This window comes from Vibrio sp. JZG120, assembly GCF_053890955.1.
In genome coordinates this window covers 32,960-48,284 of sequence record NZ_JBSRRK010000015.1, presented here as the reverse complement: position 1 = coordinate 48,284, position 15,325 = coordinate 32,960, and the positions used below count along the sequence as shown (strand labels likewise).

Annotated in this window: 16 protein-coding genes; 8 read left to right on the top strand and 8 right to left on the bottom strand. The window is 46.0% G+C overall.

The features are described 5' to 3' along the window. Nucleotides 1-2: 2 nt before the first annotated feature. Together frdC and frdD are read left to right on the top strand one after the other, a co-directional pair. A complete protein-coding gene (gene frdC, locus ACWPOD_RS21065; RefSeq protein ID WP_005395419.1) occupies nucleotides 3-386 on the top strand; it encodes a fumarate reductase subunit FrdC in 384 nt (127 codons plus the stop codon). 10 nt (nucleotides 387-396) lie between these two features. Further along, nucleotides 397-774, top strand: a complete 378-nt coding sequence (gene frdD, locus ACWPOD_RS21060) for a fumarate reductase subunit FrdD (RefSeq protein ID WP_005395421.1) — start codon at nucleotides 397-399, stop codon at nucleotides 772-774. Nucleotides 775-876: 102 nt separating this feature from the next. Here frdD and ACWPOD_RS21055 read toward each other — a convergent pair whose 3' ends face one another. Both ACWPOD_RS21055 and efp read right to left on the bottom strand, forming a co-directional pair. Then, the gene (locus tag ACWPOD_RS21055; RefSeq protein WP_005395423.1) at nucleotides 877-2,280 is read right to left on the bottom strand and encodes an SPFH domain-containing protein; all 1,404 of its coding nucleotides are present in this window, start codon (nucleotides 2,278-2,280) and stop codon (nucleotides 877-879) included. A gap of 265 nt (nucleotides 2,281-2,545) precedes the next feature. Beyond that, nucleotides 2,546-3,112, bottom strand: a complete 567-nt coding sequence (gene efp / locus ACWPOD_RS21050; RefSeq protein WP_005395425.1) for an elongation factor P — start codon at nucleotides 3,110-3,112, stop codon at nucleotides 2,546-2,548. A gap of 32 nt (nucleotides 3,113-3,144) precedes the next feature. Between efp and epmB the strand changes: the two genes are divergently transcribed. After that, a complete protein-coding gene (epmB, locus tag ACWPOD_RS21045; protein WP_005381502.1) occupies nucleotides 3,145-4,167 on the top strand; it encodes an EF-P beta-lysylation protein EpmB in 1,023 nt (340 codons plus the stop codon). Between the two features lie 95 nt (nucleotides 4,168-4,262). Continuing rightward, the gene (locus ACWPOD_RS21040; RefSeq protein ID WP_005395427.1) at nucleotides 4,263-4,760 is read left to right on the top strand and encodes an MgtC/SapB family protein; all 498 of its coding nucleotides are present in this window, start codon (nucleotides 4,263-4,265) and stop codon (nucleotides 4,758-4,760) included. A gap of 100 nt (nucleotides 4,761-4,860) precedes the next feature. Here the strand turns inward: ACWPOD_RS21040 and ACWPOD_RS21035 are convergent, their stop codons facing one another. The 3 genes from ACWPOD_RS21035 to ACWPOD_RS21025 form a co-directional block, all read right to left on the bottom strand. Next, nucleotides 4,861-5,424 (bottom strand): VC2662 family protein, encoded by a 564-nt coding sequence (locus ACWPOD_RS21035; protein WP_005395435.1) that lies wholly within the window; start codon nucleotides 5,422-5,424, stop codon nucleotides 4,861-4,863. A 316-nt stretch (nucleotides 5,425-5,740) separates the two neighbouring features. Continuing rightward, entirely contained in the window at nucleotides 5,741-7,387 is a 1,647-nt protein-coding gene (gene groL / locus ACWPOD_RS21030; RefSeq protein WP_005381509.1) for a chaperonin GroEL, read from the bottom strand. Nucleotides 7,388-7,464: 77 nt separating this feature from the next. Beyond that, the gene (locus ACWPOD_RS21025; RefSeq protein ID WP_005381516.1) at nucleotides 7,465-7,755 is read right to left on the bottom strand and encodes a co-chaperone GroES; all 291 of its coding nucleotides are present in this window, start codon (nucleotides 7,753-7,755) and stop codon (nucleotides 7,465-7,467) included. A gap of 240 nt (nucleotides 7,756-7,995) precedes the next feature. Between ACWPOD_RS21025 and ACWPOD_RS21020 the strand changes: the two genes are divergently transcribed. Next, entirely contained in the window at nucleotides 7,996-9,378 is a 1,383-nt protein-coding gene (locus ACWPOD_RS21020; protein ID WP_046874656.1) for an MATE family efflux transporter, read from the top strand. Nucleotides 9,379-9,472: 94 nt separating this feature from the next. Here ACWPOD_RS21020 and pfkA read toward each other — a convergent pair whose 3' ends face one another. The 3 genes from pfkA to ACWPOD_RS21005 all read right to left on the bottom strand — a co-directional run bounded on the left by pfkA (nucleotide 9,473) and on the right by ACWPOD_RS21005 (nucleotide 12,253). Further along, nucleotides 9,473-10,435, bottom strand: a complete 963-nt coding sequence (gene pfkA / locus ACWPOD_RS21015) for a 6-phosphofructokinase (protein ID WP_005397529.1) — start codon at nucleotides 10,433-10,435, stop codon at nucleotides 9,473-9,475. A 284-nt stretch (nucleotides 10,436-10,719) separates the two neighbouring features. Then, on the bottom strand, nucleotides 10,720-11,628 hold the full coding sequence (gene fieF / locus ACWPOD_RS21010) for a CDF family cation-efflux transporter FieF (RefSeq protein ID WP_005397530.1): 909 nt from the start codon (nucleotides 11,626-11,628) through the stop codon (nucleotides 10,720-10,722). Between the two features lie 112 nt (nucleotides 11,629-11,740). Continuing rightward, nucleotides 11,741-12,253: a CpxP family protein gene (locus tag ACWPOD_RS21005; protein ID WP_256895328.1), complete on the bottom strand. Its 513-nt coding sequence runs from the start codon at nucleotides 12,251-12,253 to the stop codon at nucleotides 11,741-11,743. Between the two features lie 190 nt (nucleotides 12,254-12,443). On the opposite strand from ACWPOD_RS21005, the gene ACWPOD_RS21000 reads away from it, so the two are divergent. The 3 genes from ACWPOD_RS21000 to ACWPOD_RS20990 all read left to right on the top strand — a co-directional run bounded on the left by ACWPOD_RS21000 (nucleotide 12,444) and on the right by ACWPOD_RS20990 (nucleotide 15,312). After that, the gene (locus ACWPOD_RS21000; RefSeq protein ID WP_456232189.1) at nucleotides 12,444-13,133 is read left to right on the top strand and encodes a response regulator; all 690 of its coding nucleotides are present in this window, start codon (nucleotides 12,444-12,446) and stop codon (nucleotides 13,131-13,133) included. Further along, nucleotides 13,133-14,527, top strand: coding sequence for an envelope stress sensor histidine kinase CpxA (cpxA, locus tag ACWPOD_RS20995; RefSeq protein ID WP_301657786.1), 1,395 nt, complete (start codon nucleotides 13,133-13,135; stop codon nucleotides 14,525-14,527). Before ACWPOD_RS21000 ends, cpxA begins: the two co-directional genes overlap by 1 nt. Before the next feature lie 176 nt (nucleotides 14,528-14,703). After that, a complete protein-coding gene (locus ACWPOD_RS20990; protein WP_005397537.1) occupies nucleotides 14,704-15,312 on the top strand; it encodes a superoxide dismutase in 609 nt (202 codons plus the stop codon). The last annotated feature ends 13 nt before the right edge of the window (nucleotides 15,313-15,325 follow it).

The following is a 15,325-nucleotide window of genomic DNA, read 5'->3' as shown; positions in this document are numbered from 1 at the left end:
GGATGAGCAATCGTAAACCTTACGTTCGTGAAGTAAAACGCACTTGGTGGAAGAACCATCCTTTCTACCGCTTCTACATGCTACGTGAAGCGACTGTGCTGCCTTTGATCCTATTCACTCTGTTCCTAACTTTCGGTTTAGGTTGCTTGGTGAAAGGCCCTGAAGCATGGCAAGGTTGGTTGGATTTTATGGCAAACCCAATCGTAGTCGCAATCAACATCGTTGCACTACTAGGTAGCCTATTCCACGCTCAAACTTTCTTCAGCATGATGCCACAAGTAATGCCAATTCGTTTGAAAGGCAAACTAGTGGACAAGAAAATCATCGTATTGACTCAGTGGGCCGCGGTTGCGTTCATCTCACTGATCGTTCTCATCGTGGTGTAAGGAGCTGAGCATGAAACCGAATTATAGTGTAAACACATCACCAAAACGTTCTGATGAGCCAATCTGGTGGGGTCTATTTGGTGCTGGCGGTACTTGGTTCGCGATGATCACGCCAATCACGGTATTGGTGCTAGGTATCTTGGTCCCACTAGGCGTGATTGATGCAGAAGCGATGAGCTACGAGCGTGTCTCCGAATTCGCAACCAGTATCATCGGTGCGCTATTCATCATTGGCACCCTAGCTCTACCAATGTGGCATGCGATGCACCGTGTACACCACGGCATGCACGACCTTAAATTCCACACTGGTGTGATAGGTAAAATTGCATGCTATGCATTTGCAGGCCTCATTACTGCACTAGCCGTTATCTTTATCTTCATGATTTAAGATACTGACTAAAAAGAAAAAGCTGGCTCTATGCCAGCTTTTTTTATTGCTTTGGGTTACCCATGATCTTTTTGCTTTTTAAGCTTTTGACCACCCATGATCTTATTGCTGTATGACCTTCTTCGTTTGGTCCATAAGACCCAGGGCACCAAAGCCAGTAATCACATCTAGGTTTGTTTTCAAGCCCGTTTCTTCGCTACCACCAATGTAGTTTTGTGGCATCTGAACTTGGAAGTTTTGCAAGTTGTTGTACAACGAGTTCGCTACGTCTCGATTCAACTCTGCCAAATAAACTTCACGGTTTGCCCCTAACGCCGAGTACTTCGCTTTTAGGACCTCAGATTCTGCACGACCTTTCGCTAATATCGCTTTCGCTTCAAACTCAGCAGAAAGTGCGTTCGCCTTTTGAATGGCTAAGTTAGCCTCTGCGATAGCTAGCTCTTTCTCCTTCTCGACTTCAGCAAGTCGTTTGGTTTTTTCCACTTCAACGATTTCACGCTCTGCAATCTGACGTGCAACTTCCACTTCTTTTTGCTGAGCAATAATAGCGAGTTCTTTACCACGCTGAGCGTCTTGCACTTCACGTGTTCGTTGAATCTCTTTGCGTAACTGCTCGGTCTCCGCCTGTGCTTTCGACGTTTCTTGTTCCTGAATCGCGCGAATACGATCCGCCACTAAACGCTTTTTATCCGCCAATAGCTGATCTAACTGCTTTTCTGGCTGTGGATCACCAATGGTCACCTGCGTCACTTGAATGCCGTATTGTTGTAACGGGTTGTCTTGACGAATTGGTTGCCCGGTTTTATCTACAACTGGCACCGTTTTCCAAACCAGTTGATTGGTACGCTGTAGTTGGTTCGCATTGGCCTGATTCGCCCCAACAGGCGCAAGATCCAACTCTTCCACTTCAACCTGACGTCGCTCTGTTAGATAAATCCCCTCTCGCAACTGATCGCCAAGTTTCGATTTGAACTGGTTCAAACCACCTTGGAAAAACTCTTCACCCGTGTATTGGGTTGCAGTAATCACCGTCACGTTACGTGCGTTCTTTACAAGCAACGCATCAATCAAGTTACTATTGTTGCGGAACTCTTTGTGCATCTTCTTCACCGCTTCAGGGTCATTACTGAGCTTAAAGCGGAATGTTACGGGGATCTGACCAATGTAGGTGTCGGCAAATCGAACCTGAATCGCATCAAGACGTTGATAAAAATCTTCGCCCTTGCTGTTACCGAATGACACAGTGATCACTTGGTCATACTTGGTGATTTTGGACAGAAATGGCATGCGAAAATGAATGCCAGGTTCAGTAAACACATCCAACTCACCTGTGATATTGTTCTGATGCACGTAGCTGTAACCTGCATCGGTCATCAGCACAGAGCTATTAATCGTTAAGCCTATTGCCAACAGCGGTACGCCAAACACCGCAGCTTTCAATCCTTTGTGTAGTAACTGACGTCTTTCTTCCACCTTTAAACCCCTTCCTAAGCCTCTGCTTTCCATTTTGTTCTCCTTTTTGGATTGTTACTGAGTTAAATCGATAAAAATCAGATTGCTATGCAACTCAACAACAAGAACTAATGTATCAAAATGTTACATTAAGGAATAATCGACAGATTCATGAAATAAATAAGATTTTTACGAATAATACAAAATCATCGAAAATTTGCGGAGGATATCGATTTTCTATGCAGGAACATTCAAGAGAGAATTACAGGCAATAAAAAAGGCCGCCGAAGCGACCTTTCAAACAATCAATCTAAAGTACTTACTTCACACGGCCTACGTATTCAGCCGTACGAGTATCAACGCGAATCACTTCACCAATTGAGATGAACAGAGGAACACGAACAACAGCGCCAGTTGATAGCGTAGCTGGTTTACCACCAGTACCTTGAGTATCACCTTTCAGGCCTGGATCTGTGTCTACCACTTCTAGCTCAACGAAGTTTGGTGGAGTAACAGTAATTGGGTTACCGTTCCAAAGAGTGATCATACAAGTGTTGTTTTCTACCAACCACTTAGCGTTGTCACCTACCGCTTTTGCGTCTGCTGCGATCTGTTCAAACGTTTCACTGTTCATAAAGTGGTAGAATTCGCCGTCTGAATATAGATAATCTAGGTCGATATCCATTACGTCTGCCACTTCACAAGTGTCACCAGACTTGAATGTTTTCTCTAGCACTTTACCAGAAAGAAGTTTACGAATTTTAACGCGGTTGAACGCTTGGCCTTTACCTGGTTTAACGTATTCGTTTTCCAGAATTACACAAGGCTCGTTATCAAGCATTAACTTAAGACCGCCTTTAAATTCATTGGTGCTAACTGTAGCCATTTTTTCCTCTTACATTCTTAGAGCTAAATTCAATGCCGCACATAATAACCCGAAAAGTCGAATCTGTTGAGCAAAACTGGCTCAAACAGTTGGCGAATGGGATCTCTGATCCTGCAAAATTGCTCGAAATACTGGAAATAGATCCTTCACCGTGGCAAGACGGGTTTGCCGCGCGCAAGCTGTTTGCACAGCGTGTACCGCAAAGTTTTGTCGATAGGATGGAGAAAGGCAACCCTAAAGACCCTCTTTTACGTCAGGTTTTACCATTAAGTGATGAATTTGAAGTACATCCGGGCTATTCCAACGATCCGTTAGAAGAGCAGGATAATGAAGTCCCTGGTCTGCTACACAAGTATCGCAACCGCGCCTTAATGATCGTCAAAGGTGGCTGCGCGGTAAATTGCCGTTACTGTTTTCGTCGTCACTTCCCATATCAAGAAAATAAAAGCGGCAAGCAGGCATGGACAAAGTGCTTAGAATACATGGCGCAGCAACCAGAGTTGAACGAAGTCATCTTCTCAGGTGGTGATCCATTAATGGCAAAAGACGATGAAATTCATTGGCTTTTAGAGCATATTGCTCACATACCTCACATCAAACGTCTGCGTATTCATAGCCGTTTACCTGTGGTGATTCCCGCTCGCGTCACTGATGAACTATGCCAACTGCTGCAAGCATCAAGGTTACAAATCATCCTCGTGACTCACATCAACCATGCCAACGAAATCAATGACGAATTTGCTGAACAGATGTTCAAGCTCAAAAGAGCAGGCGTTACGCTTCTAAACCAAGGCGTTCTGCTGAAAGGCGTGAATGATTCGGTAGAAGCTCAAGTGGCGTTAAGTGAAGCCTTATTTGACGCGGGTATCTTGCCTTATTACCTCCACGTTCTTGATAAGGTGCAAGGCGCGGCGCACTACTTTATTTCGGACGAAGAAGCAAAAGCCATTATGCGCGGACTCATCACGCGTGTATCGGGTTACCTGGTACCAAAACTGACACGAGAAATTGGTGGCAGGCCAAGTAAAACGCCATTGGATTTGCATTTAGAATAGGTCCTGACGCTCAATTAAATTTGTCGTCACGACCGTTCCTTTTTGTTCGCTTTGCACGGTAAGTCTATGCATACTCCGCTCTTTTGGAGGTCAAGATGCATACAGCACTCGAACAAATTTTCGATCTTGGCCCATTCAGCTGGCCTGCCCTACTATGCTGCGCCATTAATGGGCTAATGATCGGTATCGAACGCCAAACTCGTGGTAAACCTGTTGGCATTCGCACGGCAATTCTTATTATTTCAGGCACTTACCTGTTTATGTCGATGGCAGTATCGTTATCGCCAAATACACTCGATCAAGCACGCGTGCTTGGTCAGATTATTACTGGCGTCGGCTTCTTAGGTGCAGGGGTGATGATGACACTCGATGGAAAAATCCACGGCGTAACATCCGCAGCGGTTATTTGGGTACTGGCAGGATTAGGGTTGATGATCGGTTTGGGTTATTTAACGCAGTCGGTGGTCATTACCCTACTGGCTTTAACGGTGTTACTGGGCGTGGATAAAGCAGAAAACCACATCAAAGCATTGCGCCGAGGGGTTCACCAAAGAATTCAACAACGCAAAACCTCATCCCGCTTAATTAAATAGTTAACGCGCCGGTAAACTCGCTTCACCCCATCAGTAATTAAAAAGCCCTCGACGAATATCGAGGGCTTTCGGTATCTAAAGATTCTGACTTGCTCAGGGATTATTTAGCGAAGTTGATGAGTGGGAAACACTTGAAGAAACCGTTATCCGCACAGTTCAAAAGACCAATTTGTACGCCATCAATTTGATCGGTCATGTTGAAGAAACCAAACTGGAAGTTAGACTTTTTAGAGATACTCGCTAAGCCCACATCCGCCATGGTGTAGCCTTCAGAATAGTTCACCGCGCTCCAGTTCAAGCCTTTTACGTTGTTCGTAATGTTGACAGCACCCAAGTTAACACCCGTCGTCTGACCTTGGTTCCAGTTAACTAAGCCTAAAGACGCGCCTTTCATTTCTTGATTTACTTTTGCTGCACCAAAAAACAGACCGAAGTTCACACCTGTCGTACGATCCGTTTCTGACATACCAAGCAGTGAAAAGTCGACACCTTTAACCTCATTCACCTGTCCATGCAACACGGCTAAACGAACACCACCAACTGACGAGTTAGAAGGTGCGTTTGTGTTGTCGATAGTAGAGAACATCACAGGTGTACTGTCAGCAAGAGCAACTGGTGATGCGATAGCGGCTGCAACCGCCAATGACGTCATAAGCTTTTTCATTTTCATCTCCATGATGGGAAGCAACAATTTACAACATAGTGTAATGTTCAGATTTTGCGCTATCCACGTTCAAAAAGTGTTAGCGGTAGGTCAGATTTAACCATCTGACTCAAAAGAAAAAATTTTATCGCTTCTATTTTCATGTTTTTCCACTGACATTTCTTGAACTCGCCTCTCACAATCGAAGCCACATCAGAATGCTATATTTCTCGGATAACGCACATAAAAAAGTCGAGGCAAATGCCTCGACTTTTAAAGGTTTGGTCGGTTATCTTTCCGCTATAAGGATTCCCTTAGAGCAAAGAGATAAGCTGGCTTACATCATGCCACCCATACCGCCCATACCGCCCATGCCACCCATGTCAGGCATCGCTGGTGCGTCTTTTTGCGGTAGGTCAGTAACCATTGCTTCAGTCGTGATCATCAGACCCGCAACCGATGCTGCGAACTGTAGCGCAGAACGAGTTACTTTCGTTGGGTCTAGGATACCCATTTCTAGCATGTCGCCGTATTCGCCTGTTGCCGCGTTGTAACCGTAAGAGCCTTCACCCGCTTTCACGTTGTTCGCAACCACTGAGTCTTCCTCACCTGCGTTCTTCGTGATTTGACGGATTGGCGCTTCCATTGCACGTAGTGCAACGCGGATACCAACGTTTTGCTCTTCGTTGTCACCCGTTAGGTGAGCAATCTTAGATGCCGCGCGGATAAGTGCAACACCACCACCAGCAACAACACCTTCTTCAACCGCTGCACGAGTTGCGGCTAGCGCATCTTCTACACGGTCTTTCTTCTCTTTCATTTCAACTTCAGTTGCTGCACCAACTTTGATTACTGCAACACCGCCAGCCAGTTTCGCTACGCGCTCTTGTAGTTTCTCTTTGTCGTAATCTGAGGTTGCGTCTTCGATTTGTTGACGAATTTGAGCTACGCGACCAGAGATCATCTCTTCTTCACCGATACCATCGATGATAGTCGTGTTTTCTTTCGTGATAGAAACACGCTTCGCTTGACCTAGATCTTCTAGTGCTACTTTTTCAAGCTCTAGACCGATTTCTTCAGAAATCACAGTGCCGCCTGTTAGGATAGCGATGTCTTGTAGCATTGCTTTACGACGGTCACCGAAGCCAGGTGCTTTCACCGCTGCAACTTTCACGATGCCACGCATGTTGTTGACAACCAATGTTGCTAGCGCTTCGCCTTCTACATCTTCTGCGATGATAAGCAGTGGACGAGACGCTTTCGCTACAGCTTCTAGCGTTGGAAGAAGTTCACGAATGTTTGAGATCTTCTTATCAACTAGCAAGATGAATGGGTTTTCTAGATCAACACTGCCTGACTCTTGGTTGTTGATGAAGTAAGGAGATAGGTAACCGCGGTCGAACTGCATACCTTCAACTACGTCTAGCTCATCTTGTAGCGCCTGACCTTCTTCAACAGTGATAACGCCATCACGGCCCACACGCTCCATTGCTTCAGCAATGATGTTACCTACGCTTGCGTCTGAGTTTGCAGAGATAGTACCAACCTGTGCGATCGCTTTCGTGTCGTTACATTCAACAGAAAGCTCTTTTAGTTGCTCTACTGCTGCTGCTACTGCTTTGTCGATACCACGCTTAAGGTCCATTGGGTTCATACCCGCTGCGACTGCTTTTAGACCTTCGTTTACGATAGATTGTGCTAGTACTGTTGCTGTTGTTGTACCGTCACCTGCCGCGTCGTTTGCTTTAGACGCAACTTCTTTAACCATTTGTGCGCCCATGTTCTGGAATTTATCTTCCAGCTCGATTTCACGCGCTACTGATACACCATCTTTCGTGATAGTCGGTGCACCAAAAGATTTGTCTAGAACGACATTACGTCCTTTTGGACCCAGTGTTACTTTTACTGCGTCAGCCAGAACGTTTACACCTTCTAGCATTTTAACTCGTGCGTCATTACCAAATTTAACGTCTTTAGCAGCCATCTTTGATTTCCTTTCTAAAATTCTTTGTGTGTAATTTCGTAATTGAATCTGAGCAAAAAATTACTCAATGATTGCTATTATTCAACGATCGCCATGATGTCGTTTTCAGACATGACAAGCACTTCTTTACCGTCGATTTTTTCAGTTTTTGTACCGTAACCTTCAGCGAAGATAACAGTATCACCAACTTTAACGTCCAGCGGCAGTACTGTGCCGTTTTCTAGGATGCGGCCTTTACCCACAGCTAGAACAACACCGCGAGTTGATTTTTCTGCAGCAGAACCAGTGAGAACGATGCCACCAGCAGACTTAGATTCAACTTCTTTACGTTCAACGATAACTCGGTCATGTAATGGACGAATGTTCATCGGTCGTCTCTCCTGAAAATTTCCATGTTTATTTGATAATTGTCCTTAGGGACTGTAGCCCCAGACACGTGATCCCTATATAAGGGGTCGAAGCAGCGATCCCAAGGGGGTGGCACAAAATTTTTGTGACTTAGTTAAAATAACGAACAACTAAGCAACGGTTTGCGTTCGAAATGCTCACTCGCCCAGCATCTCGCTTTCTTGTATCCTTGCAGTTTGCTCACCACATAGTTGTCATACATGCAGGAAAATAACAAGCTGGAACCCCAAGCGACCGATAAGCATGGTTTGTTGACCGCACCCATTCCTGAAACGCTGCGGAAAATGACCGTCCCCATGACCATGGGCATGATCGCGATTTTGATGTTTAACTTGGTGGACACGTTTTTTATCTCGTTGCTTGGTACTCAAGCACTAGCGGCGATCAGCTATACCTTCCCTGTAACCTTTGCGGTTAACTGCATCACGATGGGAATAGGGATGGGTCTATCGACCAATATTGGTCGCTTACTTGGACAAGGTCACGCCCCACAAGCCGCTCGGTTTACCACTCACGGTTTGTTGTTAGCGGTGTTACTCGTGGCTATCGCCTCTTCGATTGGCTTTGCCACTATTGCACCACTGTTCCGCTTTCTTGGCGCAGCCGACGACCTAATTCCACTCATCGAAGAGTACATGCAGGTGTGGTATCTCACCATTCCATTGTTGGTGATCCCAATGGCGGGCAATAGCGCGATACGAGCATCTGGGGATACAAAAACACCTGCCAAAATCATGATGTTGGCGGGCTTGATTAACGGCATGCTCGATCCACTACTGATCTTCGGACTTGGCCCATTCCCCGAGCTTGGCATCCAAGGGGCGGCAATAGCCAGTGCTTTTAGCTGGTTAGGTGCACTATGTGGCTCATTCTATGTGCTAGTTAAACGCGAAAAGTTGCTCGCTCAACCCCAATGGTCCTTACTGAAACAAGATTGGCAGCAAACTTTAAAAATCGGCACTCCTGCCGCACTGTCGAACGCGATGAATCCATTGTCCGGTGCCATTCTGATGATGCTGTTATCCAACCACGGTACGGCAGCAGTTGCGGCTTACGGTGCGGCGCAGCGTATTGAGTCTATTTTGATCCTAGTCTTGATGTCTCTGACCTCAGCACTCACGCCATTCATGGCACAAAACTTAGGGGCGAAAAACCCTCAACGCGCCTTTTCCGGCTTATTTATCAGCATGCGTTTTGCGGTGGTGTTCCAAGGGTTTATCTTCTTGATGATGGTGCCATTGAGTATTCCTCTAGCGGCATTGTTCTCGCAGGAAGAAGCGGTAAAAAATCTGCTGTGGCATTACCTGCTTGTGGTGCCGTTCAGTTATGGTTTTCAAGGCATTGTGATGATGTTAATCAGTGGTTTGAATGCGATGCACAAACCATTACGAGCATTCCAATGGAGCTTTATGCGTCTGTTCGTGTTTACCCTGCCATCAGCATGGATCGGAAGCCAGATTTACAGTATTGAAGGCTTGTTTATAGGTATCGCTGTGGGGAATACGTTAGGTGGCCTACTGGGCTATATGTTTGCACTGCGCGAACGTAAATTGACGCTCATTGAACAGAGCGGCGCTTCGTAAGATTCTGTCCGATCCCTCAGCTTCCTTTGGCTGATACTCAAATACAAAAAAACCGCGGAAAGCCGCGGTTTTTCTTTATCTATTTCAAACTTGCTTAGAACAGTTCTTCAGCAACTTTGTATAGATCGTTGCGTACTGGACGCTTCATGTTTTCGATCGCGTCGATGATGTCGTGGTGAACAAGTTGCTCTTTCACGATACCGACACAACGACCACCATGACCTTCGATCAATAGGTGAACAGCGTAGTTACCCATGCGAGATGCTAGAACGCGGTCAAATGCCGTTGGACGACCACCACGTTGGATGTGACCAAGTACTGTTGCACGAGTTTCACGACCTGTCGCCGCTTCGATGTCACGAGCCAGTTCATTGGCATCCATCATTAGCTCAGTCAACGCGATGATTGCGTGTTTCTTACCTTTTGCGATGCCGTCTTGGATGTTGCTGATCAGCTTGTCTTTGTCTAGACCAGTTTCTGGAGTGATGATGTACTCACAACCACCCGCGATTGCAGACATCAGAGTTAGGTCACCACAGTGACGACCCATGATTTCTACAATTGAAATACGTTGGTGAGATGAAGAAGTATCACGTAGACGGTCGATTGCATCGATAACTGTGTTTAGTGCACTTAGGTAGCCCACTGTGTAGTCAGTACCAGCGATATCGTTGTCGATTGTGCCTGGTAGACCGATACATGGGTAACCCATTTCAGTCAGTTTCTTCGCACCCATGTACGAACCGTCACCACCGATCACGACTAGCGCATCGATACCATGTTTTTTCAGGTTCTCAATCGCTTTTTCACGCACTTCCACTTCTTTAAATTCAGGGAAACGTGCAGAACCTAGGAACGTACCACCTTTGTTGATCACATCTGAAACGCTAGAACGATCTAGCTTCTCGATGCGGCCTTCATATAGGCCTAGGTAGCCGTCGTACACACCGAATACTTCCAATCCCTCGGATAGTGCTGTACGTACTACGCCGCGTATCGCCGCGTTCATACCAGGTGCGTCACCGCCACTTGTTAAAACACCGATCTTCTTAATCATGCTCACCCTCGATCTTTGGCAATCAATTATTTAATTTTCTTTTAGGCCCCTTGTTACCAAGCAACCTGCATAATCCAGAACTGTGCGTTATGTTACATTTCCTCTACAGGATTACCAATGAAAACGCACTTTTTTATGTAACTTTTCTACTTATGTAAGAGTATTACAGTTTCTCTATGAAACTTTGTTGATTCACATCAGGATCACGAATCTTAATAAGTATTGATGGAAAGATAGTCAATAAGTGCCTGTTTGTCGTCAGGCACTTATGGATTTTTCGAGCCCTACCAATCTTGCGCTTTTTGCTCTTTCTCTGGCCCAAAAACGACAGACAATGGATCTTGATGGATCAAAACATCCGCATCAGGAAACAAAGCTAAAAGGTTTTCCTCAACTTTATCGGCAATATAGTGCGCTTCGATTAAACGTAAGTTATCGTCTAGCTCCAAGTGCAACTGAATAAAGCGTGTCGGCCCTGACATACGGGTGCGCAGTTGATGAACCCCAAGAACCCCTTTCACATTCAAACATTCATTACGGATTTGCTCCAATTCGGAATCCGGTAGCTTTCGGTCTAATAACGTCTGAATCGCTTCGCTGACCATTTTGAAGGCGCTGTAAAGAATGAAGACACCAATGCCAATCGCAAACACCGCATCCGCTTGCGTCACGCCAAAGTAGCTGAGTCCCAGAGCCACCATGATCGCAGCGTTCATATACAAATCAGTCTGATAATGCAGAGAATCCGCCGCGATTGCTTGGCTCCCTGTCACGCGTACCACATGTTTTTGGAACATCACCAAGCCAAGTGTGACCACAATCGCAAACAGCGATACATAAACACCGAGCTCCGGCGCATGCAGTGCGTGTGGACGGAAAAATCGGTCAATCCCGTTCAGGATCAAAAATACCGCCGACCCCGAAATAAACATCGCCTGAGCCAAGGCCGCTAGAGACTCAGCTTTACCATGCCCAAACGTATGTTCGCGGTCTGCTGGTTGTAAGGCATAACGGACAACAACGAGATTTACCACCGACGCGGCGATATCCAACATTGAGTCGATCAGTGATGCCAATAGGCTAACTGAGCCGGTTACCCACCACGTGATGACTTTTACAATCAAGAGAAGAGTCGCCACAATAGTTGCAGTCCAAGCTGCGGTCGTCACTAAACGTGCATATTGCTGTTTCATAATCAAAGAGTTAACTCAAACCATACGTTGAGTATATTGAATGCCCATGAAATAACCAGATCAAAAAAGAGGCAACCAATGGCTGCCTCTTTATATAACATCAATTCATGACTTAATTATTGCGGTATTTTTCCATGCGCTTATGCATTCTGTCGCCACATTCTTGCATGCGTTCATTTTGCAACTTCACAAACTCTGCTTTTTGTTCTGGCGTTAATACGCTCAGCATTTGGTGCTTTCTTTCTAGCATTTGCACACGGTGCTCAGTTTGGCGTTCAACCATTTCTTTTGCTAATGCGGTCGCTTGCGCTTCATCAAAACTATCCGCTAGTAAGAGTGACTGCATTTTTGCGTGGTGTGCTTGTCGCTCAGCCATACGGGCTTCGCGATTTTCAGAATATTTGCCTTTCATCTGTGCGCGGTTTGCTTCACGGAAAGACTTAAGCTGATCTTTTTGAGCATCCGTCAAATTCAAATCACGCATAATGCCGCGGTCCATTCCCATGCCACATTCATCACGCGGGCCTTGATGATGGTTTTTACCACCGTAAGCGAGCGCGCTTGCTGCGCCAAGAGTAAGAGGTAGAACAACAGCAGCTAACACAAGTTTTTTTGCAGATTTCATAATTTGATTCCTTACACAGGTGAGTGATTCTTCTGAGCTGTTCTCACAGCGCTTGAGTATAGAATACGACCCACTAGGTAAAGCGACGTATAGGGAGCGTAAAGAATCGTAAAGAGTGATTTTTACCCTCTTCGCAGCACATCATTCCAATGTAATATTAAGCTATCGGTAACTTACTATAGGTGCCCCCATGGCAAACATTCTTTTAATTGATGACGATATCGAGCTAACCAGCTTATTAAAAGAAGTACTCAGTTTCGAAGGATTTGAAGTCAGCGAAGCAAATGATGGCGAAGTAGGCTTAGCTGCGGTCAATGATAAGATTGATTTGATTTTGTTGGATGTCATGATGCCGAAGCTAAATGGCATGGAAACCCTTAAACGCTTGCGTGAAAACTGGGAAACTCCTGTCTTGATGCTGACCGCTAAAGGGGAAGAAATTGACCGCGTGATCGGTTTAGAGCTAGGCGCGGATGATTATTTACCGAAACCTTTTAGTGACCGTGAACTGTTAGCTCGTATCCGTGCGATCTTACGCCGTACCAGCAGCACACAGAAAAACACCAAAAACAGCGATTGCATTGAGTATCAAGAGCTCCGTCTTTACCCAGGTAAACAAGAAGCATACTGCGATCAACAGTTGCTCGATCTCACAGCAACCGAGTTTGCTCTGTTGACCCACTTTGTGCAAAACCCAGGACAAGTGCTAACTAAAGAAACATTGAGCTTAGATGTGCTTGGTAAACGACTCGCCGCTTTTGATCGCGCGATCGATATGCATGTTTCGAACTTACGTAAAAAATTACCAGATCAGAGCAATGGCAAGCCGCGAATCAAAACCCTGCGTGGTCGTGGCTATATGCTGCTTGAGGAGGATTAATGCGCCTATCACGCATCAAACTGCCAAACATCAATAGCTTGTATGGACGCATCTTTGCCATTTTTTGGTTCACTATGTTATTGGTGTTGATAGCCGTGCTATCACTGCCACATTTGGACCCTCGCAAAGCGCGCGACATTCCAGAAGAGCACTATAAACGTATGGTAGAAACGCGTGACGCAATCCAACAAAAATACCGTCAGCAAACTGATTTAGGACGAATACTATTTCGTATCGAGGGTAACCGTCACGGTAAGCATGACCCTCGTCCGCGCGTATTTTTTTCTGACTACAGCGGTAATGTTCTTACGACAGAAAAACGCAGTAACTTCCAATTGCGTGCCATGCAAAACTTTGTCACCAGTATCGAAGATTACAACCAGCCAAAGCAGAAACTGTATGGTCGATACATGATTGCAGGTCCAATCCCAATTACTTTGGCTGGCTCCGATATCTTGATGTATGTGGGCTTCAAGTGGAATGAGCCACCACCACTACTCTTGCGTCTGTTTGATCACCCATTCCAGCTATTGCTCGCGGTCATGCTGGTTAGTACACCATTGCTGTTATGGCTTGCATGGGCACTAAGTCAGCCAGCGCGGCGTCTTGAAGCCGCCGCTCAACGTGTCGCGAAAGGCGAATTTGTCACAGACCCAAATTTAGAAAAAGGCACGGCAGAGTTTCGTCAAGCTGGCAGCAGCTTCAACCAGATGGTCGAGGCGGTCAATCAGATGATTTCAGGACAGCAACGCCTGCTATCCGACATCTCTCACGAGTTACGCTCACCTTTAACTCGCCTACGTATGGCGAGCGCATTAGCGACGCGTAAGCAGGGTGAAAGCCCAGAACTGACTCGTATCGATACCGAAGCGCAGCGCCTGGAACAGATGATCAGCGAATTGCTTGAACTGTCTCGCATGCAGGCGAACAGCCATATGACTCGCGAAACGCAGCCACTGGAAAGTTTGTGGGAAGAGATAATTAAAGATGCGCAGTTTGAAGCTGAGCAAATGGGTAAGCACCTACACTATTCTGAACTGCCAAAACGAAGTATCTCCGGCAATCCTAAACTGCTGATGAGTGCGGTGGAAAACATCGTTCGTAACGCCATTTATTACGGGAAAGATGAGGTGAAAATCGACATCAAGGCCGATGATGATACGCTGCATATCACGGTTGATGACAATGGCGAGGGCGTTCCAGAAGAAGAATTAGCCGCGATTTTTCGCCCGTTTTATCGCGTTTCGACTGCCCGCGATCGCCACTCCGGCGGCACGGGTCTCGGCCTAACCATTACCGAAAGTGCCATCCGCCAGCACAGTGGAACGATCGTCGCCAGTCGAAGTCCGTTAGGCGGATTGCGCATGAGTATCACCTTACCTATCAATCGTTAACTTCAAGCCGATGAGCTAACAGTAAGCCACACCCTATTTCTAGAGTGAGAGATTCACGGCTTCATCTTCACTTTAGAAATTGGGTGGGAACGCCTTCGAATACCCTTACAAAGATCAAAGTTGATAATAATTATCGTTAGCATTAAAGTGAATTTTCCAATTAAGGAGGATTTACTATGTCACATACATTTCCCGCTCTGCCTTACCCGTACGATTCACTAGAGCCGTACATCGACGCGAAAACCATGGAAGTGCATTACAGCAAACATCACAAGACTTATTTCGATAAGTTCGTAAGTGCCGTTGAAGGGAGCGAGCTCGAAACTCAGTCATTAGACGAGATCTTTGACAATATCTCTAAGCTCAGCCCTGCAGTGCGTAATAATGGCGGCGGCTACTACAACCACATCATTTATTGGAATTGCATGTCACCAAACGGTGGCGGTGAGCCTCAAGGCGCACTTGCTCAGGCAATTAACGATAAATTTGGTAGCTTTGCGCAATTTAAAGAAGCGTTTGCCCAAGCCGCGATTAATACCTTTGGTTCTGGCTTTGCATGGTTGATCGTAAAAGATGGTGAGATTCACATTACGTCCACCAGCAATCAAGACAACCCTCTGATGGACGTAGTGGATGTACGCGGCGAGCCAATTCTCGCTCTTGACGTGTGGGAGCACGCGTATTACATCAGCTACCAAAACCGTCGTCCAGAATACATTGACGCATGGTGGAACGTCGTCAACTGGCGAGCGGTTGAAGAAAATTACGCTCACGCTCTATTATAAAGAGCATCGATAC

Bases quoted from the DNA above. Each gene is read 5' to 3' on its own strand.
- frdC (WP_005395419.1), top strand. From the start codon at position 3: ATGAGCAATCGTAAACCTTACGTTCGTGAAGTAAAACGCACTTGGTGG.
- frdD (WP_005395421.1), top strand. From the start codon at position 397: ATGAAACCGAATTATAGTGTAAACACATCACCAAAACGTTCTGATGAG.
- ACWPOD_RS21055 (WP_005395423.1), bottom strand. From the start codon at position 2,280: ATGGAAAGCAGAGGCTTAGGAAGGGGTTTAAAGGTGGAAGAAAGACGT.
- efp (WP_005395425.1), bottom strand. From the start codon at position 3,112: ATGGCTACAGTTAGCACCAATGAATTTAAAGGCGGTCTTAAGTTAATG.
- epmB (WP_005381502.1), top strand. From the start codon at position 3,145: ATGCCGCACATAATAACCCGAAAAGTCGAATCTGTTGAGCAAAACTGG.
- ACWPOD_RS21040 (WP_005395427.1), top strand. From the start codon at position 4,263: ATGCATACAGCACTCGAACAAATTTTCGATCTTGGCCCATTCAGCTGG.
- ACWPOD_RS21035 (WP_005395435.1), bottom strand. From the start codon at position 5,424: ATGAAAAAGCTTATGACGTCATTGGCGGTTGCAGCCGCTATCGCATCA.
- groL (WP_005381509.1), bottom strand. From the start codon at position 7,387: ATGGCTGCTAAAGACGTTAAATTTGGTAATGACGCACGAGTTAAAATG.
- ACWPOD_RS21025 (WP_005381516.1), bottom strand. From the start codon at position 7,755: ATGAACATTCGTCCATTACATGACCGAGTTATCGTTGAACGTAAAGAA.
- ACWPOD_RS21020 (WP_046874656.1), top strand. From the start codon at position 7,996: ATGCAGGAAAATAACAAGCTGGAACCCCAAGCGACCGATAAGCATGGT.
- pfkA (WP_005397529.1), bottom strand. From the start codon at position 10,435: ATGATTAAGAAGATCGGTGTTTTAACAAGTGGCGGTGACGCACCTGGT.
- fieF (WP_005397530.1), bottom strand. From the start codon at position 11,628: ATGAAACAGCAATATGCACGTTTAGTGACGACCGCAGCTTGGACTGCA.
- ACWPOD_RS21005 (WP_256895328.1), bottom strand. From the start codon at position 12,253: ATGAAATCTGCAAAAAAACTTGTGTTAGCTGCTGTTGTTCTACCTCTT.
- ACWPOD_RS21000 (WP_456232189.1), top strand. From the start codon at position 12,444: ATGGCAAACATTCTTTTAATTGATGACGATATCGAGCTAACCAGCTTA.
- cpxA (WP_301657786.1), top strand. From the start codon at position 13,133: ATGCGCCTATCACGCATCAAACTGCCAAACATCAATAGCTTGTATGGA.
- ACWPOD_RS20990 (WP_005397537.1), top strand. From the start codon at position 14,704: ATGTCACATACATTTCCCGCTCTGCCTTACCCGTACGATTCACTAGAG.